Here is a 25167-nt window from a genome sequence, read left to right on the forward strand (position 1 = left end):
GGCCGGCTGGTCCGGCCCGCCGATCTCTTCCGCTGTTGTTTCGCCTGCCAGGACGTCGCCGATGATACTGCTCAAACCCTCCTTGCCGATGAGCCGGCGCGCCCTGATCGGCGGCCTGGTCGCCGCACCGGCGGTCCTGCGCTTCGGCCAAGCGCACGCCGGCGGCGCCTATCTGTTCCCCCTGGGCGTCGCCAGCGGCGACCCCTGGCCCGACGGCTTTGTCCTGTGGACCCGCCTCGCCGCCGATCCGATCGCGCCCGACGGCCTGGGCGGTCTCTCGGGACCGATGGACGTCCTGTGGGAAGTCTCGGCCGACGAGCGCTTCACTCGTATCGCTGCGGCGGGTCGCGTCACCGCCGAGGGTTCCGCCGCCCACGCCGTCCATGTGGAGGTTCAGGGCCTGCCCCCCGGCCGTCCCTACTGGTACCGTTTCTCCGCCGCCGGTCAGCAGAGCCCGGTGGGTCTGGCGCGCACCGCTCCGGCCGCCAACGCCGACGTTGATCGCCTCAAGCTGGCCGTGGCTTCCTGCTCGAACTGGGAGGTCGGCTATTTCAGCGCCTATGGCCACATGGCCGACGAGGCGCCGGACCTGACCCTGTTCCTCGGCGACTATATCTACGAGTACAGCCGCACCGGCGAACGGGCGGCGGGCAATGTGCGGAACTATGGGTTCGAGGAGGCCACGACGCTGGCCGGTTATCGCAACCGCTACGCCCTGCACCGCACCGACGCGGATCTTCAGCGCCTGCACGCAGCTGCGCCCTGTCTGGTCACCTGGGACGACCACGAGGTGCTGAACAACTATTCCGGCGTCTGGCCCGACAAGGGCGGCAAGCCCGGAGACTTCCTGCGGCGCCGCGCCGCCGGCTATCAGGCCTTCTACGAAGCCATGCCGATCCGCCGCACCCGTGTGGACGCCCGGCTGCAGATGCCGATCCACAAGCGTGTCCGCTATGGCAATCTGGCCGAGTTCTTCATGCTGGACGGGCGTCAATATCGGTCCCGCGGCGCCTGTATCGATGAAGGCGGCGCCCAGGGCCAGATTGTCGCCGACAGCCAGTGTTCCGATCGTCTGGACCCGTCGCGCACCTTCCTGGGCTTCGAACAGGAGCGCTGGCTCTATGACGGTCTGGCGGGGTCGGACGCCCGGTGGAACATCCTGGGCCAGGATCTGGTCATGGCCGGGCTGAGGTTCGAGAACCGAGGCGACGAGGTCCGCTACTGGACCGACACCTGGGACGGCTTCCCCGCCGCGCGCGACCGGATGACCCAGGCGCTGCACAGCCTGAAGCCGCACAATCCCGTGGTTCTGGCCGGGGACTATCATTCGTTCTGGACCAATGACGTGCTGCTGGACAGCAGGGACGAGTCCTCGCCTGTCGTGGCGACGGAGTTCGTCGGCACCTCGATTACCTCGGGCGGCCCGCCCTATGAGGGGCTGATGTCGGCCATGCCGGCCAATCCGCACATCAAATTCTTCGACAGTCGCGTGCGCGGCTATATTTCGATGGATGTCACGCCCGGCCTGATGACCACCCGCTACCAGGCGATCAGCGACGTGCGCGATCCCAAAGCCGCCCTGTCCACCCTGAACACCTGGGTCGTCGAGGACGGCCGCCCCGGCGCCCAGCGCGCCTGATTTCCAAAGAGTTCTAGAGTTCCTCCATGAGCATCCTGCCCTTCGGTCGCCGCCTGGCGGCGACCGCCCTCGCGTTCGCCCTGTTCGGCTGTGCCTCCGCCCCGGCCGCGACCCCGACCTTCTGGACCGGTTTCCGCGACCATCCGCACGGCTATCTGGATACGGCGACCGCGCCCAACGCCGCCGCCTTCCTGCCGCCGCCGCCCGAGGCCGGATCCCTGCGTGACCAGGACGATATCGCCATCTATCGCGGGACCCGCGCCCTGAAGGACACGCCCCGCTGGGCTCAGGCCCGCGCCGACAACGAGATCGAGACGCCTGGCGCCCCGCGCGTCTTCGACGACGCCCTGGGTATCGAATTCGTGCCGGAGCGGATGCCGACCCTGACCCGCCTGCTGGGCCGAATGCTGGGCGACCTGGAGACGATCCAGACCCCGGCCAAGCGCGGCTTCACCCGCCCGCGGCCCTTCGTGACCGACCCGGCCGAGACCTGTTTCACCCCGCCGGCCTGGCTGACGGCCAGCGGCTCCTATCCGTCGGGCCATTCGGCCCTGGGCTGGGCCTGGGCCCTGGTGCTGGCCGAGATGGCGCCCGACCGCGCCGACGCCGTCCTGGCGCGCGGCCTGGCCTATGGCGAAAGCCGGATGATCTGCGGCGTCCACTACGCCAGCGACGTCGAGGCGGGCCGGATCGTCGGCGCGGCCTTGGTCGCGGCGTTGAAAGCGGACCCAGCCTTCCAGGCCGACTTCGCCGTGGCGGCCCGCGAACTGGCTCAGGCCCGGTGGGCGGGCCAGTAGCCGGCGGCGACCGCCCCGACTGCGCCTTCGCGCGGCCTTATGTTGAAGACCGTGCGGAAGGATCCGGACATATCCGCCCCCCCGTCGCTCGACGCCCTGGCCCGCGACAAGGCAAGTTGCCCATTGTCGGTCAGGAAGGCTCGGCCTCGGTCGCGCCCTCGCGGAACTCTTCTGCGGACACGAAGGCAGAACCGTCCTCGTCGAGCACCCACACGCCAATCAGCGCGGCGTGATCGGGCGTGATGTCCTCGTCGATCAGATCGCCATCATAGACGCCGACATTGCTGTAGTCGAAATCGAGCAGCAGCTGGTGAGCCATGTCGATCATCTCATCAGCCATCCGACGTGCGTAGCCCAGCGCCTCGCTGTCATTGGCGAAGTCGTCCGTCAGCGTGTTGACCTCGGCGGTGTCGCCGCCCTGGGTCGCACTGGTGGTTACGATTGTGTACGCGGGCATTTTTGAACTCTCTCAGGTTTGAATCTTCCGACTAGCCTGATTGCCTGCGGGAAAGGCGATAATTCGTCCGAACCGCCCTGTCTTAAATGGGACTCGACCAAGGCCCTGTTCGATCAGTCGGCCGAGCCCCGGTCGTTCCTCTTCGTGGCGCGGTACGCCTTCTGGAGCGCGCCGAGCCGGCGGCGCTCGACAGCCTTCGCCGCCCTCTCCTGTTCGTGCTGCGCCGCAACCGCTTCGAGCGTCAATTTCTGGTAGTGCGCCCACCGGGAGGGATCGAGCGCGCCGCTCTGCACGGCGGCTTTTACGGCGCAGCCCGGCTCGTTGGCATGACTGCAGTTGGTGAACCGACAGCCCTGGACAAGACTTTCGACATCTTCGAATACGGCGCTCACGCCTTCTTCGGCGTCGATCAAACCGACTTCGCGAATGCCTGGAGTGTCCAGGATCAACCGGCCGCCGGGAAGCAGGATGAGTTCGCGGTGGCTGGTGGTGTGCCGCCCCTGATCGTCGGTCTCGCGGATCGCCTGGGTGGCCATCCGGTCTTCGTTCAGGAAGGCGTTGACCAGGGTGGACTTGCCGACGCCGGATGAGCCGATCAGCACGCAGGTGTCTCCCCTCCCCACCTGGGCGAGCAAGGCGTCAAGACCCACGCCTTGGCGGGCCGACACCATCAGGACAGGACAACCCGGTTCCGATGCGACGATACTCTCGACCTGGCCTTCCGGATCGTCGCACAGGTCCGATTTCGTCAGCACCAATACAGGTCGGGCCCCGCTCTCCCAGGCCGCCGCCAGATATCGCTGGATCCGGCGCAGGTTGAGATCACCGTTCAAGGATGTGACGATGAAAGCCACGTCGACATTTGCGGCCAGGATCTGCAGTTTCCGCATGCTGTCCGACGCCCTTCGGACGAACGCGGTGCGGCGCGGCAAGACGGCGTGGATCGTGGCCGTGCGCTCCTGCGCGCTGGGCGAAAAAGCGACCCAGTCCCCTACCGCGGGATGCCCGATTTCCCCCGCCTCATGACGCAGCCGACCCGAAAGCTTGGCGCGTATGTCTCCGTCGTTTGTCGCAACGACGTAGCCGTCCCGCTTGTGGAGGATGATGCGTCCCGGCGTGTGGCCCTCATGCTCGTGGGGCTCGAAGGCCTTCGCCAGAGACGCAGACCAACCATAGTGTTCGATCAAATCAAGGGATCCCTGTTGGCTGCGACGACATCGTCCTGCCGTCGCCTTGAAACCCTTTAGCAGGCGTCTCAGAAACCGCGGGCGCCCACACCCTATCACTTCCTCGGCGCAGCCTACGACGTCCGAATTATCTTGCGGAGAGCGTCCGAAATCCGTCCCTGAGGCGCGCCGGAGTGAAACGCGATCGCGCGCTTGATCCGTTCGGATATTCCGAGCGGGTCAAGCCTGTGGTCTTAGAAAAGGAAAGATGGTGGATGCGACAGGGATTGAACCTGTGACCCCCTCGGTGTGAACGAGGTGCTCTCCCGCTGAGCTACGCATCCATGCCTTGCGGAGGCGGCGACATAGCCCGGTCGTTCGCGCCGCGCAAGCGTCCGTTTCAGATTCCGGCGGCTTGTACGGTTTCCGGCGTCTCGGCCTCGGGATCGCCGGGCAACCAGGCGACGTGACCGTTGTAGACGCCTTCGTCCAGAATGCCCTCTTCCTTGGCCACCAGCACAGGCACCAGCATTTGTCCGGTGACGTTGGTCGCCGTCCGCATCATGTCAATGACGCGGTCGATGGCGACGATATAGCCGATGCCTTCCAGCGGCAGGCCGGCGGTGGACAGGGTGAGGGTCAGCATGACGATGGACGTTCCCGGGACTCCGGCGGTGCCCAGCGACCCCAGGACCGCTGTCAGGCCGATCAAAATGTACTGGGTCAGCGTCAGGTCGATCTGGAAATACTGGGCGATGAAGATCGCGGCGATGGCCGGATAGATGGCGCCGCAGCCATCCATCTTCACGTTGGCGCCGAGAGGCACGGCGAAGGCGGCGTAGGCCTGGGGCACGCCCAGTCTTTCGACCGTCTGGCGGAGGGTGATCGGCAGGGTGCCCAGCGACGACGAAGTGGCGAAGGCCGTCTGCTGGGCAGCGAAGGCGCCGCGGAAGAAGCTGGTCACCTTCAGGCCGTGGACCTTCAGCAGGCCCGAATAGACGATCAGGATGTGGAACAGGCAGGCGGCGTAGATGGCGCCGATGAACTTCAGTAGGGGCAACAGGGCCTCCCAACCATAGCCGCCGACGACCGACCCGATCAGGCCGAACACCCCGAACGGGGTCAGCTGGATCACCCAGCGGGTGATGCGGAAGATGACGGCGGCGCCCTCGTCCACCAGCCGTCGCACGCCCTGGGCCCGGTCGCCCAGCGCCACCAGGGCCATCCCGACCAAGGCCGAGAAGAAGATGATCTGCAGCACCTTTCCTTCGGCGAGGGCGGCGAACGGGTTGGTGGGAACAACGCCGATCAACACCTCCAGCGGGGTCGGAATCACCCGCTCCTTGACCTCGCCCAGCGGCAGGTTGGACAGGCCCAGGCCCGGATTGATGATCTGGCCGAAGGCGAAACCGACCAGCACCGCCAGCAGGGAGGTGATGGCGAACCAGACCAGAGTCCGCACGCCCAGCCGCACGGCCCCGGCGCCCTCCCCCAGCTTGGCGATCGAACTGGCGATGGTGAACAGCACCAGGGGCGCCACGACCATGCGGATCAGGTTCAGATAGACGTCGCCGATCGGCTGCAGCCAAACCTCGGCGCGTTCGCGCAGGATCAGACCCGCAATGACGCCCAGAGCCAGGCCGGCGAAGGTGCGTTGCCACAGGGGGATTTTGAAGAAACGAGCGAACATGGACGCGCTTTCGATGGGGTGCGCCAAACTGGCCATCGCGCCCCGCATCCGCAACCGCGCGAGCGCGGGTTTAGACCCCAGATTTACTGTCCGGCGCCCTCAGAATTTCAGCGCTCTCATCACATAGAAGTCGGACAGGACGCCGTCGATCGCCTCCTCGACGTCCTCGAAGGCGTCGATCAGGACGTCGCCGCCCAGGCTTTCGACGGGCACCGGCGTATAGCCGAAGGTGGTCAGAATACAGGGCATGCCTGCGTCCCGCGCCGCCTCGGCGTCCGGCGCTGCGTCTCCGACCATAATGGCCCGCTCTGGGTCGCCGTCGCCCTTGACCACGGCTTCCCTCAGATGGGCGCCCGATGGCTTGCGCGCGCTGACCCGATCCGGCCCGACGATGGCGGCGAAATGCCGGGTCAGGTCCAGCTTCTCGAGCAGAAGCTCGGACAGGTCCGACCGCTTGTTGGTCGCCACAACCAGGATGGCCCCGCGTTCCGTCAGGCGTTCAAGGGTTTCGACCACGCCCTCGAACGCTCGGGACCCGTCGGCGATATGGGCGGCGTAGTCGATCAGAAATCGTTCGAACAGCTCGTCCGATTGGGCTCGCTCAACCGAGGCGCCCGCCGCCTCGAACCCGTGGACCAGCAGCGCCCGCGCGCCAGACCCGATCAGGGTCTGGGCCGAGCTCATGGGCACGGGCGGCAGCCCCTCCTCGACCAGCAGGCGGTTCAGGGTTCCGACCAGGTCCGGCGCAGAATCGACCAGGGTCCCGTCCAGGTCGAAGGCGATGGTCCAGCCTTCAAGGTCGCGATCGGTCATGGTCACTCTCGTTTCGTTTCGTCATAGGGCATCAAGCCTGAGGATGACGGAATGGCGGCCGCGCTGTAGACGGCGGACGACGACTAGACGCCGGAACGATTCATGACCAGCCAGACGCGCCCTCGCGCCGCCATCATTCTCGCCGCCGGCCAGGGCACGCGGATGAAATCGCCCCTGCCCAAGGTGCTGCACCCCGTCGGCGCCCGCGCCATGCTGGACCACGCCATTGACGCGGCGGAGGGGCTGGGCTGCGAGCGGATCGTCGTGGTGGTCGGAACCCATTCGCCCGAGGTCCGCGCCCATGTCGCCAAGCGTCTGGGCGAGGCGGCGATCGCGGTTCAGGATCCGCCTTTGGGCACCGGTCACGCCGTTCGCGCTGCGGAACAGGCTTTGGCGGGTTTCGACGGCGAGGTGGTGGTCACCTATGGCGATGTGCCCCTGCTGAAGGCCAGCGACATCGAGCCCGTGTTCAACGTGGACGGCGTGACCGTCATCGGCTTCGAAGCCCGCGATCCCGGCGCGTACGGCCGGCTGATCCTAAACGGCGACACCCTGACCGCCATCACCGAGGCCAAGGAGGCCTCGCCCGAGGTTCTGGCCGTCACGGCCTGCAACTCCGGCGTCATGGCCGCCCCGGCCGCCCTGCTCTTCTCGCTGCTGGCCGAGGTCCGCAACGACAACGCCAAGGGCGAATACTACCTGACCGACGTGGTGGAGCTGGCCCGCAAGGCCGGTCATCCGACCCGCGCCGTCTTCGCTGCCGAGGATTCCGTCATGGGCGTCAATTCCCAGGCCGAACTGGCCCAGGCCGAAGCCCTTTTCCAGAGCGTCCAGCGCGAGACCTTCCTGGCGGCGGGCGTGACCATGAGCGCGCCCGACACCGTCCATTTCGCCTGGGACACGCAGGTCGGCGGCGGAACCGTGATCGAACCCTATGTCGTCTTCGGGCCCGGCGCGGTGATCGAAGGCGGCGCGCGCATCCGCAGCTTCAGCCATGTGGAGGGCGCGCGTGTCGCCTCCGGCGCCGAGATCGGACCCTACGCCCGCCTGCGCCCCGGCGCGGACCTGGCCGAGGGGGTCAAGGTCGGGAATTTCGTCGAGGTGAAGAATGTGAAGATGGCCGCAGGCGCCAAGGCCAATCACCTGGCCTATCTGGGCGACGGATCGGTCGGGGCCGGCGCCAACATCGGGGCCGGGACCATCTTCTGCAACTATGACGGCTTCAACAAGGCCCGGACCGAGGTCGGAGCCGGCGCCTTTGTCGGCTCGAACTCCAGCCTGGTCGCGCCGGTCTCGGTCGGCGCCGGGGCTATCGTCGCCTCGGGTTCGGTGATCACGGAGGACGTGCCGGAGAACGCCCTGGCCTTCGGCCGTGCGCGTCAAACCCTCAAGCCGGACGCCGGCGCCGCCTTCCGCGAGAAGGCCAAAGCCAAGAAGGAAGCGGCGAAGGCCGCCAAGCTGAAATGAGCGACATCCAGAAAAAGAACGCCGGCGAGGCCGCCGCCGCCCATGTCGAGGCCGGCATGGTCGTGGGCCTGGGCACCGGCTCGACCGCCGCCTGGTTCGTCAAGGCCCTGGCGGCGCGCGGCCTTTCTGGGCTGCGCTGTGTCCCTACCTCGGAAAAGACCGCCGATCTGGCGCGGGAACTGGGCTTGACCCTGTCCACGCTGGAAGACACGCCCCGCATCGACCTGACCGTCGACGGCGCCGACGAGGTCGGTCCCGGCCTGGCCCTGATCAAGGGCGGCGGCGCGGCCCTGCTGCGCGAGAAACTGGTGTGGGAGGCGTCGAGCCGCTGTATCGTCATCGCCGATGCGGCCAAGGTGGTGCCGGTGCTGGGAACCTTCCCCCTGCCGATCGAGGTCGTCGCCTTCGGCCACAAGACCACGGCCAACCGCATCGCCGACGTCCTGATCGATCATGACATCAGCCAGCCCGCCCGGGTGCGCCAGGCGGATCGCGGCCTGGTCCGCACCGACGGCGGCAATCTGATCTATGACGCTGGGTGCAAGGCCATCCATGATCCGGTGCGCTTGGCCGACGACCTGAAGCTGATCACGGGCGTGGTTGAACACGGCCTGTTCCTCGACCTGGCGGATCTGGCGATCATCGGCACGGACCAAGGCTTCGAAACCATCCAGCCGTAAACGCGACAGTTCGGAACGACCCCGGCCTCTCGCCCGCTATCCCTTCACCACAGACAAAAGGGAGCGAACCATGCCGCACCAGAATACCGAATCTCCGACCGCGACAGCTCAGAACGCCGCCAACGAACCGCAGGCGCCCAACGATCAAGCGCGTGAACAGCATGTGACAACCCACCCTGAGGCGAAATCCTACGTCGCCGACGACTATCGGGATGCAACCTTGGCGGCCCCTGCGGCGGGCGAAGTTGCTGACTACGCCGACGACGGCGAACCGCTGGATGAGCCGTTTCAGCAAGGCGGCAACCACAACAACCGGCCCCACCGTACCGAGGTGATGACCGGCCAAGGGTCAAAGACACGCGAGGCCAACGCCCGCATAGCGAAGGGTCGGCCAGCCAGCTGAAGCTTCGTCAGCCTTGCCCCAGCCGGCGCCGGCTCTTAAGTCCAGCGCCAAGCTGCGGCGTGTCCGTCGCGGCATTCAAGCGAACCAGATGGTTCAGGCGCTTTTCCGTACCTGAATGCCGGAGCACCCGATGGCTGACTATGACTACGACCTCTTCGTCATCGGCGCCGGTTCCGGCGGAGTGCGCGCCGCACGCCTGACCGCACTGGGCGGCAAGAAGGTCGCGGTGGCGGAGGAGTACCGTGTCGGCGGCACCTGCGTGGTCCGGGGCTGCGTGCCAAAGAAGTTCATGGTCATGGCGTCCGAGGTCAGCCACGCGCTGGAGATCGCCGAAGGCTATGGCTGGTCATTCGACAATGCGAAGTTCGATTGGCCGACTTTCCTGGAAGCCAAGGACGTCGAGATCGCCCGTCTGTCCGGCATCTACGCCGCCAATCTGGGCAAGGCCGGGGTCGAACTGGTTCATGGGCGCGCCGTGCTGAAGGACGCCCATACGGTCGAGATCGTCGGCAAGAACCAGACCTTCACCGCCGAGAAGATCCTGATCGCCACCGGCGGCCGGCCCTGGAAGCCGGAAAGCTTGCCCGGCATTGAACACGCCATCACGTCGGAAGAGGCCTTCCACCTACCCGAACTGCCCAAACGCATACTGATTGCAGGCGGCGGCTATATCGCGGTGGAATTCGCCGGCATCTTCGCCGGCCTCGGTGTCGAGACGACCTTGATCTATCGCGGCCCCAACATCCTGCGCGGCTTTGACGACGATGTCCGCGCCCACCTGGCCGGCGAGATCGAGAAGCGCGGCATCAAGGTCGTCCTGGGCTGCCAGCACGAGAAAATCGAGAAGACGGCGACAGGTCTGGTCAATCACCTCGAGAACGGGATGAAGCTGGAAACCGACGTGGTCATGTTCGCCACCGGTCGGATTCCTCACGTCAAGGGTCTGGGCCTCGAGGCGGCCGGCGTAGAGCTGAACGACGAAGGGGCGATCAAGGTCGATCCCTATTCCAAGACTACGGCCAACAACATCTGGGCGATCGGGGACGTCACCGACCGGATGAACCTGACTCCCGTCGCCATCCGCGAGGCCGTCGCCTTCCACCAGACTGTCTATCGCGACAACCCTCAGCATTTCGACTACGAGGCCGTCGCGACGGCGGTCTTCAGCCAGCCGCCGGTCGGGATTGTCGGCCTATCGGAAGCCGAGGCCCGGCGTTCCTGCTCGGCGGGTGTAGATGTCTATGTGACCCGGTTCCGGCCGATGAAATACGCCTTCACCGGTTCGGAAGAACGCGTGTTGATGAAGCTGGTGGTCGACGCCGAAAGCCAACGTGTCGTCGGCGTCCACATCGTCGGGCCGGACAGCCCGGAGATGATTCAGCTCGCCGCCATCGCCGTGAAGGCGGGCCTGACCAAGGCCCAGTGGGATGCTACCTGCGCCGTTCACCCCACCATGGCCGAGGAGCTGGTTACGCTGAAGGAGAAACAGTCGGGAGCGACCTCGGCGGGGTGACCGCTGGCTTGTTGATCGGATGAGGCCGTTCCCGGAACATCTCGATCAGATCCAGCCGTCCCGCCTCGGGAACCCCAGTCGCGACGGGACCGTCGTTCCGGAACTGTATCAGCTGGGTATCGCCCAGCTCCGCCATGGGCCAGTTCGGCCGCCCTACTCCATTGGGATCGCCTGATCTGGCGAAGGCGGTCCAGTAGCGGGTCATCGCCTCCGACGCCGCGCGATCTGCGTCTCGTACGGAATAAGGCAGCAGAGGCAGGGTTCCGAACACATAGGGGCGTTCGATGGCGTGAGTCGCCCCGCCGTGAGGCTCAGGATTGTCCGGCGAGGAAATATCGAACCGGTACAGATAGGCCGGATGTCCCGCCGCCGTGTGCAGCCGCGCCAGCCGTCGCGCGGGCTCGCTGAAAACGGCATCGGTGATGAAGCCCCGGTCGAAGCCCGCCTCTCCGCCATAGGCGGCCGTGATCATGGCCCGCTCCAGCCAGGTCATGTCGTCGTCGATCATGCCGTAGCCGTTGCGATCCGTCGGCTTCATCCACCAGAACTCGGCGCTGTTCGTCCCGATCATCATCGGCACGGGCGCCTGACGTCCGGCCCGGAAGGCGGCCTCGACGGTCGAGGTCACGATCCGGCCGTCGATGAGGCTCAAGTCGCCGTTGGCGAAGACCGGCGCCGGAGTCAGCAACTGCTCCACCGGAGCCGCGCGCAGATCGGCCGCCGTTACAAGATTGTGGCCATGGGCCCAGACCTCGCCCCTCTCGCGCGCCGACGGAAGATCATAGGCGCCGCGCCGATCCAGCGGTGTCTGCAGTTCGCGCCCCAGGCCCGACTGGACAACGGCCCGGTCGAACAGCCCCCGCGCCGGCGGCGAAATCATCATCCGCGTCACGATGGCCCCGCCCGCTGACTCGCCGAAGATCGTCACATTGCCCGGGTCGCCGCCGAAGGCCGCGATATTGCTCCTGACCCACTTTAGCGCGGCGATGACGTCCATCAGCCCGTAATTGCCGGCCGCCTCTTCCGCCGGTCGTTCCGCCGCCAAGGCCGGATGGTCGAAGAAGCCCAGACGTCCCAAGCGGTAGTTCAGCGTCACCACCACCATGCCCTGCCGCGCCAGGTGCGAACCGTCATAGAGGGCGGCGGTGCCCGATCCATTGACCAGCCCGCCGCCGTGGATCCACACCATGACCGGGGCCGGAGCCGTCACGTCCAAGGGCCGCCAGATATTCAGATTCAGACAGTCTTCGCTCATCGGCAAGGGGCCGACGCCGGGATCGCCCTGCGGTGTGGCCTGGATGCAGATGGCGCCATAGGTCGTAGCGTCCCGTTGGCCTTCCCAGCGCGGAGCCTCGCCTGGCGGCCGCCAGCGCTGTTCCGCGACCGGCGGGGCGGCATAGGGGATATTCTTGAACGAAGCGACGGTGTCTTCAGTCCGTCCGGCCAAGGCGCCTTGCGGCAATTGGACAACAGGCTGAGCCACCGGCGGCTGATCTGTCGGTTGAGCCATCATGAGGGAGAGAGTGGCCAAGGCGCCTACGAAAGTCATGCCGCGTCCTTAGCAAATTCTCTCAACAGGCCAATGACGAACGAACAAAGGGAAAAATTCTGTGTTCGGTAGCGAACCCTTTTCGCCCGTCGCGCATTATGGCTTGGCTGAGGTCGGGGCTTCGATTGACTACACATAAAACAACGAGCGCTTCCCTCGTGGAGGTGGCGAGCGCCTTTGAGGCTTCGCCCAATCCCTATCTGCTGCTGACGCCGGATCTGCGCATCGTCGAGATGAATCAGGCCTATCTCGACGTCACGGGCGCGCGACGCGAGGAGATCATAGGCCATCCCCTGTTCACGGCGTTCGATTCTGGCCCCGGCGACGACGCCCCCGACAATGTGAGACAGGTCAGGGCGTCGCTGGAAAAGGCGCGCGATACGCGCCAGCGCGACGACCTCGCCGTCGTGCGCTACGCCATGCCCCGCGTGCGCGACGATGGAAGCGAGGTGTTCGAAGAGCGGATCTGGAGCGCGACACATACGCCGTTGATGAATGCAGAGGGCGAGGTCGTCCTTCTTCTTCAACACACGATGGACGTCACAGATCTCTCGCCGGCGATACGAACCGACGAGCCAACGACGGCATTGGACGCTCTGATCGGCGGGTCAGTCCTTCGGCGCGCTCAATCGGTGCAGGAAGACAATCGGCGGCTGGAGACGGAACGCAACCGCCTAGTCGAAATGTTCATGCAGGCGCCGGGATTCGTCGCCATTCTGACCGGGCCTGAACACCGCTTTCAGATGCACAATCAGGCTTACAGCCAATTGATCGGGCATCGTGACATCGCCGGAAAGCCGCTCCGCGAGGCCCTGCCGGAATTGGCGGGTCAAGGCTACTATGAGTTCCTGGACGCAGTCTTCAAAACGGGCCAGGCCCACGAAGGTCGAGAGAGCCAAGCGCTGTTGCAGCGTACGCCCGGCGGGCCGCTAGAAACCCTGTATCTCAACTTCATCTACCAGCCGATCCGTGACGAAGGGGGCGCTGTCGTCGGCGTCTTTGTGCAGGGACACGACGTCACAGAGAACGTGAAGGCCGCTAGACTACAGAAGCTTATGATTGACGAGCTCAACCATCGCGTGAAGAATACGCTATCTACGGTGCAGTCGATCGCCATTCAGACAGCGCGTTCCCACACCGACCCGGCCAGTTTCGCCTCAACCTTCCAATCCCGCATCCTGGCCCTGTCTCACACCCATGATCTCCTGACCCTCAGCCACTGGGAGGGCGCCGATCTGCAGGCCATCCTGATGCACGAGACGGAGGCGTTTGGGCTCAGTCGCATCAGCCTGAACGGTCCCGTGACTGCTCTGACGCCGGCAACGGCCTTGTCCCTCGGCATGATTTTCCACGAGTTCGCCACCAACGCCGCGAAATACGGCGCCCTTTCCACGCCAGACGGCCGCGTCCTGATCGATTGGAACATCAAGGACCAACCGGAACGCATTCTCAAGCTGACTTGGCGTGAAATCGGCGGCCCGAAAGTTACGCTACCGGACAGAAGAGGTTTCGGTAGTCGATTGATTGAACGAAACATTCGCCATGATCTGGCGGGCGAGGTCGATCTGGTCTACGCCAACGATGGATTGATTGCGGAACTGACGGTTCCACTCGACAGGACGCATGCCCAATGACCCAACCCTTGAACGGCCGACGTGTTTTGGTGGTGGAGGACGAGTCGCTCGTCGCCATGCTGCTCGAGACCATCCTGGAGGATATGGAGTGCATCCCCATCGGTCCGGCCTCAAATATCGATGAAGGCGAGGCCATGGCCCGCGACACCGTCGGTCTCGACGCCGCCCTGCTGGACGTCAATGTGGCTGGCCGGCAGGTCTTCCCGGTGGCGGAGGCGTTGAGAGCCCGCGGCGTGCCCTTCGTCTTTTCGACCGGCTATGGCGAAGGCGGCCTGCCCGAGGAATGGCGGGGCTCGGCCACCGTGCAGAAACCTTTCACCGAGGCGGCGATCCGGGACGCCCTGATGAAGGCTATGGGCGTCGGCCAAGCCTAGGCTTGAGGTCTATAAGGATCGCCCGCGCGGCGTTATGACCCGGCGCGCCCGTTACGCCGCCGCCGGGATGAGCCCCTGATCCGCACAGGTAAAGTCCCGGGACCGGCATTCGGTAGTCGGCATGCCCCAGAGCCGGACGAGCGCTGAACAACTGGTCCAGACTCAGTCTTCCGTGGAATATGTCGCCGCGGACCAGTCCAAAACGTCGCTCCAGATCCTTTGGGCCCAAGGCGATCCGCCCCAGAACAGAAGCCTTGAAGCCCGGCGCATGGGCGTCGACCGTATCAATCATCAGATCGGCGACCGTGTCGCGATGCGCGTCTTCCAGATCAGGCGAGACATGCTGGCAGAACAGGCTCGCCACATGAGCGCCCGCCGGCGCCAGACTGTCGTCCAGTGTCGAGGGGATCAGCATCTCAACGATCGGCGTCGAGGACCAGCCGTTCAGTCGCGCCTCGGCATGGGCGCGGTCCATATAGGTCAGGCTGGGGGCGATGATGATGCCCGCCGTCAGATGATCGCCGGCTTCAGGCAGGACGGTGAACTTCGGCAGTTCCGATAGCGCGACATTCATTCGGAATGTGCCCGAGCCGGAGGCGTACCGCCCTATCCGCTCCATGAAGTCCGCCGGCGCCGCTCTGGGGTCGACCAGAGTCTCAAACAGCAGGCGGGGATGAAGGTTCGACGCCACAGCACGCGCCCGCACGACGTCGCCGTCCTGGGTGACCGCGCCGATCGCCCGGCCCTTCTCGATCAGGACCTCGCTCACAGCCGTATCCAGCCGCACCTCGACCCCCTGTTCGGCGCAGGCCAGCGCCATGGCCTGGGTGATGGCCCCCATGCCGCCCAGGGCGTGACCCCAGACGCCCCTCTTCCCGTTCAGCTCGCCGAAGACATGGTGCAACAGCACATAGGCGGAACCGGGCGTGTAGGGACTGGCGTAGTTGCCGACCACGCTGTCGAACCCGAACAGGGCCTTGATCGGATCGCTTTCGAACCAGCCGTCCAGCCAATCGCCCGCAGATTTGGTGAACAGGTCCAGCAGGTCGCGGCGCCCCGTCTGATCCAGCCCGGCGACGCGTCGCCCCAGGCTTCCCGCCTTCAGCATCTCCGGCAGAGCCGCCGACCAGCCGCCCTCGACCATGTTCGGCGGCGATTTCAGCGTCAGATCCCGCAGCAGGGCCGCCACCGTCTCCAATCGCGCCTCATAGGCCTCCAGCCGCTCGGCGTCCCGCGTCGAGAATTTCGCGACCTCCGCCCGCGTCCGGCCCGGCCCCGCCGCCAGATAGCGTCCGTCGTCCAACGGCAGGAAGTTCGACATCCGCCGCTCGACCATCCTCAGCCCGTGTCGCGCCAGTTCCATGTCGGCGATGACGGCGGGACTGAGCAGGCTGACGGTGTAGCTGGCGGTCGAGTTGCGAAAGCCAGGGTGGAACGGCTCCGTCACGGCTGCGCCCCCGACGACCGAGCGGCGCTCCAGCACGGTCACTTTCAATCCCCGACGGGCGAGGTAAAAGGCGCAGACCAGTCCATTGTGGCCTGCCCCAAGGATGACGACGTCGGTTTCGGTCTTTGCCATGGTCCCTCTCCGACCAAGCCATAGCACCGTCTGTCGGATCAGCCAGGGCCGCCCCGTCTTGGCGCGAACCATCCGCCTTCCGACCTCTGAACCGCGCCGGAAACCCCCAGGACGGCCAGGGTGTGCTCGATCGTTCGCCGCTTGCGCAGCCCGCCGCCGTCGAACGCCCTCGCCAACTCCTCGGGACGCGTGGGCATGCCGGATCGACGCAGACTGGCCAGAAGGGCGGCCGCCAGTCGACCGGGATCGTCTGGCAGGTGGGGCGCGATCGCTTCGTGAGACAGGATGGCTTCGATCTGAACCGGCGCTGACGGAGTTCTGACCCGCTCCATCTGATAGGCGGGGCGAATGAACCGCACTCGTCCCTGCGCCTCCTCCGCCGCGCGCGTCCGATTGAGTTCCGCCAGTCGGGTCGCCGTCTCGGCGTCGGACAAATTGACGGGCCAGCCATAGGCTTCGGCCGTGACCCGGTCGATCATCCCGTGAAGATGATCCAGGATGCCGATGCGGCCGGCGTCGTGGACCGAGCGCTCCACGGCGTCCATCGCCGTAAGGTCGTCGAGACGCGCCCGCGCGTTGTAAAGGCCGGTCATCGTCAGGCCTGGGTGCTCCGCTAGGACGCCCGCCCGCGTCGCATCTAGTTCTTCGCCCAGGGCCGCCAATTCCGCCGACTGCGCCGACGTCGGCGACGGAAAGGGGAACCGGTCAAAACATGCCCCCTTCACATAGACGGCCTCGCGCCGGTACTCGCCGATCCGACCGGCATTGGCGGCGAACCAGGCGCGATGCTGACGGGACGAGAGCACGGCCAGGACGGCGGGATCATCGCTGGCGATGACCACCAGCTTGTTGTCAGGCAGGACGGCGGACTCGAGAAAGCGAAACCAGCGGTGTTTGGCCGTCTCGACGGTGACGATATAGCGGTCGAGCCCCTCAAGCGCGACTCTCAAGTCCCGGCGAGGTTCGCCGAAGATCCACCAGTTGTCCCGGTAAGAAGCGCGGTTGTTGCGGTCCCGCTCAGGCTTCACCGTCTCCAGCAGATGCTGATAGATCAACGGATGGCGACGCCGCACCTCGGCCTCGTCCCAGCCGAACAGATCGATCGCCTGCAGATCTCGCGACCGATCCGCAAGATCCCGGCCGTTGCGATAGGTGCGAAGCGGACACGGGGCGTCGTGTTCCGACCCCGCAAGAAGGTCCTGCCCCTGCGCCGGCTTGACCAGAAAGCCAGCCCCCATCAGCTGAACCCCGCGATAGGCTAGACCCGTATTGGCCTTCAGATCGACCGTGCGACTTAGACCCGACTCGATCATCAGGTCGGCGCCGATGACGCCTTCCCTTTCCCGGAAACTCAGCTTCGGCAGATCGGTATGCAGGTCGTCTTCGCCGATAACCTCCAGCCACCGCCCACGACCGTCCGGCTCGCCCCGTTCGGCGACGGACATGGCGATCCGCACATCGGCGCGCCCGGCGCCCGTCACCCAGGGGTGATCGGGAATAGCGAAGACCAGACGGATCGGCGGTCGGCGGGTCAGATGATGTTCGATCACCCGTCGTGAGAAAGTCTGGGTCACCGAGTTGGTCGTGATGAACCCGAACCGCCGCAGGGTCGATCCCTCACGGGTCAGGATGTCCGCCGCTCGATCCCACCAGGCCGTGACGATGTCGGCCGAGCGGAACCGACCGCCTCTGAGGCTGTCCAGAGCATCGACGTAGCCGTCGCCCAGTTCCGCACGCAGATCCTTGCCGGCGATGAAGGGCGGATTGCCGACGATGAAATGCGCTTCCGGCCATGGTGTGGGATAGGGATCGACATAGTGTTCGACCTCTCGCTCGGCCGCGCCATCCGACAATCGCCCCACGGGCCGGGTGATCACCCGGCCCTCTGCATCGCGCGCCAGATCCAGGCGCGAACAACTGACCAGCGCGTCCGTTCGCACGACACGCTGGAAATCCTTCAGGATCGGTTCGGATTGCTTGGCTTCACCGAACAGATGGAAATGCCATTGCAAGTAGCCGATCCACATCACCATTTCCGCGATCCAGGCCGCGCAGGCGTTCTTCTCCAGCCAATAGAATTGTTCCGGGCTGACGACGTGGCCCTCCATGCCTAACCGCCCCTGGGTCTCGCCCATCTCGCCAAGAACGCCCAGAACCTCGCCCTCAAGTTCCTTCATCATCCGCATTGCGACATAGAGAAGGTTCCCCGTGCCGCAGGCCGGGTCCAGAACCCGCACCCGACAGAGCTGATCATGAAAGGCGCGAACCATCCGCCGAGCGCCCGCACTCTCCCCCTCCAGATGAAGACCAATGGCCTGGGCCTCTACCGCTTCCCATTCGGCGCGGAGGGGCTCCATGATCGTCGGCTCCAGCAGCCGCTCGACGTAGGCGCGCGGCGTATAATGGGCGCCCAGCTCCGCCCGCTCAGACGGGTCCAGCGCCTGTTCCAGCAGGGCGCCGAAGATGGCCGGCTCCACCAGGCTCCAGTCGCATTTCGAGGCCTCGATCAGGGCCGCCAGCTCCGCCTCGGTGATCGGCATCGGATCGACCACCTTGAACAGGCCTCCGTTGAACTGGCGAATGCGCTGCTGGGTCGCCAGGCAATGGCCGCCCATATCCATGGTGCTGAAAAACACCCGAGCCGCATCATGGAACCGGTCCGCCTTTCCGCGATAGGACTCGAGGAAACGCTGAAAGCCGCGCGCCTCGATCAGCCGGACACTGTCAGCGAACATGGCGAAGATGCACTGCATGACGAACAAGGCGATCTGCCCTGCCCTCGCCGCCCGCGCCGCCTGATCATCGGTCGGCTGCGACTGCCTTTGACGGATGGATCGGACCAGCAGGGCCAGGCGGGCGGCGATATCCATGGTGACTTCCGCTACGCGGGGGGCGGGGTCCAGCGACATCGGATCGGTCCAGACCCGACGCAGCCGTTCGCGCACCTCCGCCTGACGCAGCTGGTCCAGTTCAATCCGGTAGCTGGCGCGATCCGGAAACTGGGCATAGGCCTTGCCCTGCCGCGCGAAGTCGGACCACAGCTCGATGGCTCGGCCGACATCGACCACGATCAGAAACGGCGGCCATTCGTCCAGGGCCTTGGCGTAGTTCTCCGCCTGGCGCTTCGCCACCCGCATCACCCGATCCAGAGCTTCCGGGGAAGGAGCGCGGACTTTGCGCGACGGGTGTACGAACCGGCCCAGCTGCACCGCCGGGTCCAGCGGCCCGCCGTCTCGCCGCTTTCGCGACTGTTTGGCCTCAAGCACGAAACAGCCGCGCTTGGCGCAGTCGATATAGCAAGGATGGCTGACCCCGTCCTCGTGAACGAACCGGACCGGCCGTTCGAAACAATAGTCCAGGTCGCCCATCTGCTCGTCATCCGGCGCCGGGACGCCGATGAGCCGGCAGAGCTGGATGATGAAGGTCTGGTACTGGGCCCTTTCGCTGATCGGGACATGGGCCCAGTGAGCGATGAAGGCATCAACATCGTGGGGTTGCTTTCCGACCATGAAAGCAACCTATGGTTATTTTGTAGGTAGATGCAATCTAAGATCGTATTCCGGCGATCCAACGTGCGTGCAGCATCGGCTTGCCAAGCCAGTAGGCCAGCTCAGCGGGCCGCGAGATGTCCCAGGCTGCGAGGTCCGCCGCCTGTCCCGCCTGCAGCACGCCTGCTTGATCCTGCAAGCCGAGCGCCCGCGCCGCCTCGCGCGTCGCCCCGGCCAGAGCCTCCTCCGGCGTCAGGCGAAACTGCACGCAGGCCAGGTTCAGGGCGTCGGTCATGGAGACGACCGGCGAGGTGCCGGGGTTGCAGTCGGTGGCGACGGCCATTCGCACGCCATGTGTCCGCAGCAGGGCTACCGGCGGAGCCTGGGTCTCGCGCAGCATCAGGAAGGCGCCGGGTAGCAGAACGGCGACCACTCCGGCGCTGGCCATCGCCGCGACGCCCGCTTCTGTGGCGTATTCGATGTGGTCGGCCGACAGGGCTCGGTAGCGCGCCGCCAGTTCCGCCCCGCCGCCGTCCGACAACTGGTCGGCGTGCAGTTTGACCGGTAGTCCCAAAGCCTGGGCGCGATCAAACAGGCGCGACACCTCCTCGCGTGAAAAGGCGATGGGCTCGCAATAGGCGTCCACGGCGTCCACCAGGCCTTCGGCGTGGGCGGCCGGCAGAATGTCGTCGATGGCGAGATCGACATAGGCGGCGCGGTCCGTCCGGTATTCCGGCGGCATGGCGTGCAGGCCCAGATAGCTGGTGCGGACGCGGACCCCGCCCTCGCGCCCGATGCGCCGCGCGACGCGCAGCATCTTCAACTCCGACTCCCGGTCCAGACCATAGCCGGACTTGATTTCGACCGTCGTCACCCCGGTCGCCTTCAACCCCTCAAGCCGCGCCATGGCCGAGCGGAACAGGTCATCCTCGGACGCTGCGCGCGTGGCCTGGACCGAGGCGACGATGCCGCCGCCCGCCCGCGCGATCTCTTCATAGGTGGCCCCACCCAGCCTCTGCTCGAACTCGCCCGAACGATCTCCGCCGAAAACCAGATGGGTGTGGCAGTCGGTCAGTCCCGGCGTCAGCCAACGGCCGTCGAGCCGCTCGATCGTCTGGGCCTCGACCGACGGGAGGTCCGCCCGCGGGCCGATCCAGGCGATCCGTCCGTCCGCGATCACCACGGCGGCGTCTTCGATCGCGCCGTAAGGCGTTGCGCTCTCCGCCATGGTGGCGGCGTGACAGTCGATGAGAAGTCGCTCGGCCTTCATCAAACCTGATCCTTGGCATGAACAGAGGAGAACAGGGCGACGAGATCATAGCGATCGCCCGGGAAGATCTGGCGCACCCGCGTCACCCCCTGCCCGTCCCGCCAGGTTCGTCGTTCGACGCAGAGGCAGGCGGCGCCGGCCCGGATCTGCAACAGCCGGGCGGACGGCGCATCCGCCTCCAGGGCGCCGATCCGGTTTTCGGCCTGAGTCCAGGGCTCGGAGTCCAGAAGCCAGCTCCCCGGCGGAACGGACTGAAAATCCACGCTTTCAGCCTGAGGTGCAGCCGCCAAGGCTATCAGGCGCCGCTCCAGAGCCAGAGGAACCGAGTCTGCGCTGTGCAGGCAAGTCAGCGCAATCAGGCGGCCGCCTGCCGCCAGTTCGGCTTCCTCCGGGTTTTGGGGCGGACGAACCAGGCGTTCCAGAAGTTGATAATCATAGACTTGTCCCCGTTCATTGATCTCAGCTCTGAGGTCGGGAATGGCGAGGAAGGCGGCATGGGCCTTGGGCTGGGCCACAAAGGTGCCCGCTCGCCGCCGACGGACCACCAGACCCCGCCCCGCCAGTTCCGACAGGGCCTTGGACACGGTTGCTCGCGCGCAGTCGTAGCGATCCGTCAGTTCGTGCTCGTACGGCAGCCGCGCGCCGGGCGACAGGTCTCCCGACAGGATCTGGGCTTCCAGATCGGCGTAGATTCGCCGGTGAAGGGCGTTCGCCGTCATGACAGAACCGTTTTCAAGGCTGCGCGGAAACGCGCTTCCAGGGCGTCCCTGGCCACATGGCGCCCTTGGCGCACGACCTCCCGACCGGCCCGCCAGACCGAGGCGATCGATCCCGTCGGGGCGGCGAATATCCAGCTGTCCAGCACCGCGTCGCCCGAGCGGCCGGCGAAGGCGAGGCGGTGCGTGTCCAGCGAGACGATGTCGGCGACCTGCCCCACCGCCAGACCGCAAGACGCCCCGCCCGCCAAAACGCGTTCGAACAGGGCCCGTCCCGTCGACCGGGCTGCGTCCGCCGTCAGGGCGCGCCCGCGCAGGCCCAGCCGCTGGCTGTACTCCAGCATCCGAAGCTCCTCGGCCAGGCCGATCTGCACGTTGGAATCCGTCCCCACCCCGAGCCGGCCGCCAGCCTGCAGATAGGGCGTCGCCGGAAAGATCCCGTCGCCCAGATTGGCCTCAGTGATCGGGCACAGGCCGACGACGGCGCCGCGCGCGACGATCTCGCGCCATTCGGCCTCGGTCACATGGGTGGCGTGGATCAGGCACCATTGCTCGTCGACCGGCGCGTGGTTCAGCAGCCACTCCACCGGACGCGCGCCGGACCAGGCGAGACAGTCCTCCACCTCCTTGGTCTGTTCCGCCACGTGAATATGGATCGGTCCCTGCTGGGCCAGTCCGGGCAGCACCGCCAGTTCGTCGGCGCTGACGGCGCGCAGGCTGTGCGGGGCCACGCCGACGCGTGCGTCTTCCATGTCCTGCGTCAGACGACGGCAGGCCGCAACCAAGTCGGCGAAGCCGTCCAGATCGGTGATGAACCGCCTCTGTCCCCGGACCGGCGGCAGAGCCCCGAAACCGGAATGGGCGTAGAAGACCGGCAGCAGGGTCAGGGCGATCCCGCTGACCTGAGCGGCCGCCACGATCCGACCGGCGATTTCGCTCCGGTCCGCATAGGCCGCGCCTGCGGGGTCATTATGCAGGTAGTGGAACTCGGTCGCACGGGTGAAGCCGCCTTCCAGCATCTCCGCGAAGGCCAGGGCGGTGATGGCCTCAATCTCGTCCGGGCCGCCCCGGTCGAGGAAGCGGTACATCAACTCGCGCCAGGTCCAGAAGTCGTCGTCAGAAGGTCCACGCGCCTCGGTCAGGCCGGCCATAGCGCGCTGAAAGGCGTGGCTGTGGACATTGGTCACGCCCGGCAGGCCGATCCCGCCGCCCCCGTCTGTCGGCGCCCGCATAATCCCCACGTCGATGGAGGCTATCCGGCCCGCTCTAACGCCGATCCGCACGTCCTTGGCCCAGCCGTCGGGCAAGAGAGCGGCTTCGAACCAGAGAGCGAGGTCCACAGGTTCCGGCTCAGGGGTCACTGGACAGGTCCGTCATGTTGCGATCAATATGTCTAGACATAAACCCGGCGGATCGATTTGGCGAGGGAAGCGCGGATGACCGATGACTGGCTGACCGTCGTGGAGGGCTCCGCGCCCCTGGTGATCGGCCTGCCGCACACGGGGACCGATATCCCCGACGCCATACTGGCCCGGATGATCTCGCCCTGGCTGGCGCGCAAGGACGCCGACTGGTGGGTGGATCGGCTCTACGACTTCGCCGTCGATCTGGGCGCGACCCTCGTGCGCACCGCCGTCTCTCGCAGCGTCATCGACGTAAACCGCGATCCGTCGGGCGTCTCCCTCTATCCCGGGATGACCACGACCGGCCTGTGCCCGACCGAGACCTTCGACGGCGAGCCCCTGTACCGCTCCGGCCAAACGCCGGACGAGGCCGAGATCGCCGAGCGGCGTGCGACCTGGTTCGATCCCTATCATGCGGCGCTTCGGGCCCAGATCGACCGTCTGGGCTCCCGGGGGGCGGTCGTCCTCTACGACGCCCATTCGATCCGTTCGGTCGTGCCCCGCTTGTTCGACGGCGAACTGCCGCAGTTCAACATCGGCGACAACGGCGGCGTCACCTGCGCGCCCGAACTGACCCGGGCGGTGGAGGCGGCCTGCGCCGCCAGCGGCGACAGTCTGGTCGTCGACGGACGGTTCAAGGGGGGCTGGACGACGCGCCACTATGGTCGGCCCGAGACCGGCGTCCACGCCATCCAGATGGAGCTGGCGGACCGGGGATACATGCTCGATCCGACGGGCGCGGTCTCGCCCGACAACTGGCCCAGCCCCTACGATCCGCAACGCGCCGAACCGATGCGCGCCCATCTGCGCCGCGTACTGGCCGCCTGCATAGCCTTCGCCCAATCCAGCCGGTGATCGCCCGATGAACACGCCCAACGCCCGGATCGTTCGCAGCCCGCGCGGCCCGGAAAAGACCGCCAAGACCTGGGTCGCCGAGGCGGCCATGCGGATGCTGATGAACAATCTCGACCCCGAGGTCGCTGAACGGCCCCAGGACCTCGTCGTCTATGGCGGCATCGGCAAGGCGGCGCGCGACTGGCCCGCCTTCGACCGGATCGTCGAGACCCTAAAGACGCTTGAGGCGGACGAGACCCTGTTGGTCCAGTCGGGCAAGCCGGTCGGCGTCTTCCGCACCCACGCCGACGCGCCCCGCGTCCTGATCGCCAATTCCAATCTGGTGCCGAAGTGGGCGACCTGGGAGCATTTCTCAGAACTCGATCGCAAGGGCTTGATGATGTACGGCCAAATGACGGCCGGCTCATGGATCTACATCGGCACCCAGGGCATAGTTCAAGGCACCTACGAGACCTTTATGGAGGCGGGTCGCCAGCACCACGGCGGCGACTGGGCCGGCAAATGGACCCTGACCGCCGGTCTGGGCGGCATGGGCGGCGCCCAGACCCTGGCGGCGACCATGGCGGGCGCCTCCTGCCTGGCGGTCGAATGCCAGCGCAGCCGGATCGAGATGAGGCTCAAGACCCGCTACCTCGACGTCATGGCCGAGACGCTCGACGAGGCCCTGGCCCTGATCGAGACGGCCAATCAGACCAGAAAGCCGATATCGGTCGGGCTGTTAGGCAATGCTGCGGACGTGCTGCCTGAGATGGTGCGTCGGGGCGTGCGACCCGATCTGGTCACCGACCAGACCAGCGCCCACGATCTGGTCAACGGCTATCTGCCCTCAGGCTGGACCGTGGCCGAATGGGAGGACCGGCGGGTCAGCGATCCCGCCTCGGTCTCGGCCGCCGCTCGTTCCTCCATCGTCGCCCACGTCCAGGCGATGCTGGATTTCCAGACCGCGGGCGTGCCGGTCGTCGATTACGGCAACAACATCCGTCAGGTGGCCTTCGACGAGGGTGTGGCGAACGCCTTTGACTTCCCCGGTTTCGTGCCCGCCTATATCCGCCCGCTGTTCTGCCGTGGAATCGGCCCCTTCCGTTGGGCGGCCCTGACCGGCGATCCGGGCGACATCCGCAAGACCGACGCCGCCATGAAACGGTTGTTCCCCGACAATCCCGGTCTGCACCGCTGGCTCGACATGGCGAGTGAACGTATCGCATTCCAAGGGCTTCCAGCCCGTATCTGCTGGATCGGATTGGGTGATCGACACCGCGCCGGCCTGATGTTCAACGAGATGGTTGCGTCGGGCGAACTGTCCGGCCCCATCGTCATCGGCCGCGATCATCTCGATTCCGGCTCGGTCGCCAGTCCGAACCGCGAGACCGAGGCCATGATGGACGGGTCGGACGCCGTCTCCGACTGGCCTCTGTTGAACGCCCTGCTGAACACCGCCTCGGGCGCCAGCTGGGTGTCCCTGCACCACGGCGGCGGGGTCGGCATGGGCTATTCCCAGCATTCGGGCGTGGTCGTTGTCGCCGACGGCACGCCCGAAGCCGCCCGACGCCTGGAACGGGTGCTGTGGAACGACCCCGCCACCGGCGTCATGCGTCACGCCGACGCCGGCTACGACATCGCCCGCGCCGCGGCCCGCGAGCATGGCCTGAACCTCCCCAGCCTGAAGGCCTGACA

The 25167-nt window shown here is 66.2% G+C and carries 20 protein-coding genes and 1 tRNA gene; 10 read left to right on the forward strand and 11 right to left on the reverse strand.

What is annotated here, in order from left to right; genetic code table 11:
- Positions 1-61 precede the first annotated feature (61 nt).
- Positions 62-1639, forward strand: coding sequence for an alkaline phosphatase D family protein (locus tag ACW17X_RS03260; RefSeq protein WP_492099637.1), 1578 nt, complete (start codon positions 62-64; stop codon positions 1637-1639).
- A gap of 26 nt (positions 1640-1665) precedes the next feature.
- Positions 1666-2436 carry an acid phosphatase gene (locus ACW17X_RS03265; RefSeq protein WP_492099638.1) on the forward strand — a complete coding sequence of 257 codons (771 nt, stop codon included), beginning with the start codon at positions 1666-1668 and terminating at the stop codon, positions 2434-2436.
- Between the two features lie 130 nt (positions 2437-2566).
- On the opposite strand, the gene ACW17X_RS03270 is transcribed toward ACW17X_RS03265, so the two are convergent.
- The 5 genes from ACW17X_RS03270 to ACW17X_RS03290 all read right to left on the reverse strand — a co-directional run bounded on the left by ACW17X_RS03270 (position 2567) and on the right by ACW17X_RS03290 (position 6562).
- On the reverse strand, positions 2567-2893 hold the full coding sequence (locus ACW17X_RS03270; protein ID WP_492086915.1) for a hypothetical protein: 327 nt from the start codon (positions 2891-2893) through the stop codon (positions 2567-2569).
- A 113-nt stretch (positions 2894-3006) separates the two neighbouring features.
- Entirely contained in the window at positions 3007-4080 is a 1074-nt protein-coding gene (gene rsgA, locus ACW17X_RS03275) for a ribosome small subunit-dependent GTPase A (RefSeq protein WP_492099639.1), read from the reverse strand.
- Positions 4081-4328: 248 nt separating this feature from the next.
- Positions 4329-4403: transfer RNA gene (locus ACW17X_RS03280), tRNA-Val, on the reverse strand.
- Positions 4404-4459: 56 nt separating this feature from the next.
- Entirely contained in the window at positions 4460-5749 is a 1290-nt protein-coding gene (locus ACW17X_RS03285) for a dicarboxylate/amino acid:cation symporter (RefSeq protein WP_492099640.1), read from the reverse strand.
- 99 nt (positions 5750-5848) lie between these two features.
- Entirely contained in the window at positions 5849-6562 is a 714-nt protein-coding gene (locus ACW17X_RS03290) for an HAD-IA family hydrolase (protein WP_492099641.1), read from the reverse strand.
- 102 nt (positions 6563-6664) lie between these two features.
- Here ACW17X_RS03290 and glmU point away from each other — a divergent pair, with 102 nt between their 5' ends.
- The 4 genes from glmU to gor all read left to right on the forward strand — a co-directional run bounded on the left by glmU (position 6665) and on the right by gor (position 10625).
- Complete coding sequence (gene glmU / locus ACW17X_RS03295) at positions 6665-8029, forward strand: bifunctional UDP-N-acetylglucosamine diphosphorylase/glucosamine-1-phosphate N-acetyltransferase GlmU (RefSeq protein WP_492099642.1); 1365 nt, start codon at positions 6665-6667, stop codon at positions 8027-8029.
- Positions 8026-8709, forward strand: coding sequence for a ribose-5-phosphate isomerase RpiA (gene rpiA, locus ACW17X_RS03300; RefSeq protein WP_492099643.1), 684 nt, complete (start codon positions 8026-8028; stop codon positions 8707-8709). Before glmU ends, rpiA begins: the two co-directional genes overlap by 4 nt.
- 70 nt (positions 8710-8779) lie before the next feature.
- Positions 8780-9112 carry a hypothetical protein gene (locus ACW17X_RS03305; protein ID WP_492099644.1) on the forward strand — a complete coding sequence of 111 codons (333 nt, stop codon included), beginning with the start codon at positions 8780-8782 and terminating at the stop codon, positions 9110-9112.
- Positions 9113-9242: 130 nt separating this feature from the next.
- Positions 9243-10625, forward strand: coding sequence for a glutathione-disulfide reductase (gor, locus tag ACW17X_RS03310; protein WP_492099645.1), 1383 nt, complete (start codon positions 9243-9245; stop codon positions 10623-10625).
- On the opposite strand, the gene ACW17X_RS03315 is transcribed toward gor, so the two are convergent.
- Positions 10582-12174 (reverse strand): carboxylesterase/lipase family protein, encoded by a 1593-nt coding sequence (locus tag ACW17X_RS03315; protein ID WP_492099646.1) that lies wholly within the window; start codon positions 12172-12174, stop codon positions 10582-10584. The genes gor and ACW17X_RS03315 overlap by 44 nt on opposite strands.
- A 98-nt stretch (positions 12175-12272) precedes the next feature.
- Between ACW17X_RS03315 and ACW17X_RS03320 the strand changes: the two genes are divergently transcribed.
- Both ACW17X_RS03320 and ACW17X_RS03325 read left to right on the forward strand, forming a co-directional pair.
- Entirely contained in the window at positions 12273-13808 is a 1536-nt protein-coding gene (locus ACW17X_RS03320; RefSeq protein ID WP_492099647.1) for a sensor histidine kinase, read from the forward strand.
- Positions 13805-14182 carry a response regulator gene (locus tag ACW17X_RS03325; RefSeq protein WP_492086926.1) on the forward strand — a complete coding sequence of 126 codons (378 nt, stop codon included), beginning with the start codon at positions 13805-13807 and terminating at the stop codon, positions 14180-14182. The genes ACW17X_RS03320 and ACW17X_RS03325 overlap by 4 nt, the downstream gene beginning before the upstream one ends.
- On the opposite strand, the gene ACW17X_RS03330 is transcribed toward ACW17X_RS03325, so the two are convergent.
- From ACW17X_RS03330 to ACW17X_RS03350, 5 genes are read right to left on the reverse strand one after another with little or no spacing between them, the layout of a single operon-like run.
- On the reverse strand, positions 14160-15761 hold the full coding sequence (locus ACW17X_RS03330; RefSeq protein ID WP_492099648.1) for a phytoene desaturase family protein: 1602 nt from the start codon (positions 15759-15761) through the stop codon (positions 14160-14162). The two genes, ACW17X_RS03325 and ACW17X_RS03330, sit on opposite strands and share 23 nt — an antisense overlap.
- 38 nt (positions 15762-15799) lie before the next feature.
- Entirely contained in the window at positions 15800-19270 is a 3471-nt protein-coding gene (locus ACW17X_RS03335) for a class I SAM-dependent DNA methyltransferase (protein ID WP_492099649.1), read from the reverse strand.
- A 37-nt stretch (positions 19271-19307) separates the two neighbouring features.
- Entirely contained in the window at positions 19308-20519 is a 1212-nt protein-coding gene (gene hutI / locus ACW17X_RS03340) for an imidazolonepropionase (protein ID WP_492099650.1), read from the reverse strand.
- Positions 20519-21238 (reverse strand): histidine utilization transcriptional repressor HutC, encoded by a 720-nt coding sequence (hutC, locus tag ACW17X_RS03345; protein ID WP_492099651.1) that lies wholly within the window; start codon positions 21236-21238, stop codon positions 20519-20521. The genes hutI and hutC overlap by 1 nt, the downstream gene beginning before the upstream one ends.
- The gene (locus tag ACW17X_RS03350; protein ID WP_492099652.1) at positions 21235-22596 is read right to left on the reverse strand and encodes a formimidoylglutamate deiminase; all 1362 of its coding nucleotides are present in this window, start codon (positions 22594-22596) and stop codon (positions 21235-21237) included. Before ACW17X_RS03350 ends, hutC begins: the two co-directional genes overlap by 4 nt.
- 75 nt (positions 22597-22671) lie before the next feature.
- On the opposite strand from ACW17X_RS03350, the gene hutG reads away from it, so the two are divergent.
- Complete coding sequence (gene hutG / locus ACW17X_RS03355) at positions 22672-23493, forward strand: N-formylglutamate deformylase (protein WP_492099653.1); 822 nt, start codon at positions 22672-22674, stop codon at positions 23491-23493.
- A gap of 7 nt (positions 23494-23500) precedes the next feature.
- A complete protein-coding gene (hutU, locus tag ACW17X_RS03360; protein WP_492099654.1) occupies positions 23501-25165 on the forward strand; it encodes a urocanate hydratase in 1665 nt (554 codons plus the stop codon).
- Positions 25166-25167 lie beyond the last annotated feature (2 nt).

The sequence above is a fragment of the Brevundimonas sp. FV1ye4L genome, assembly GCF_058681255.1.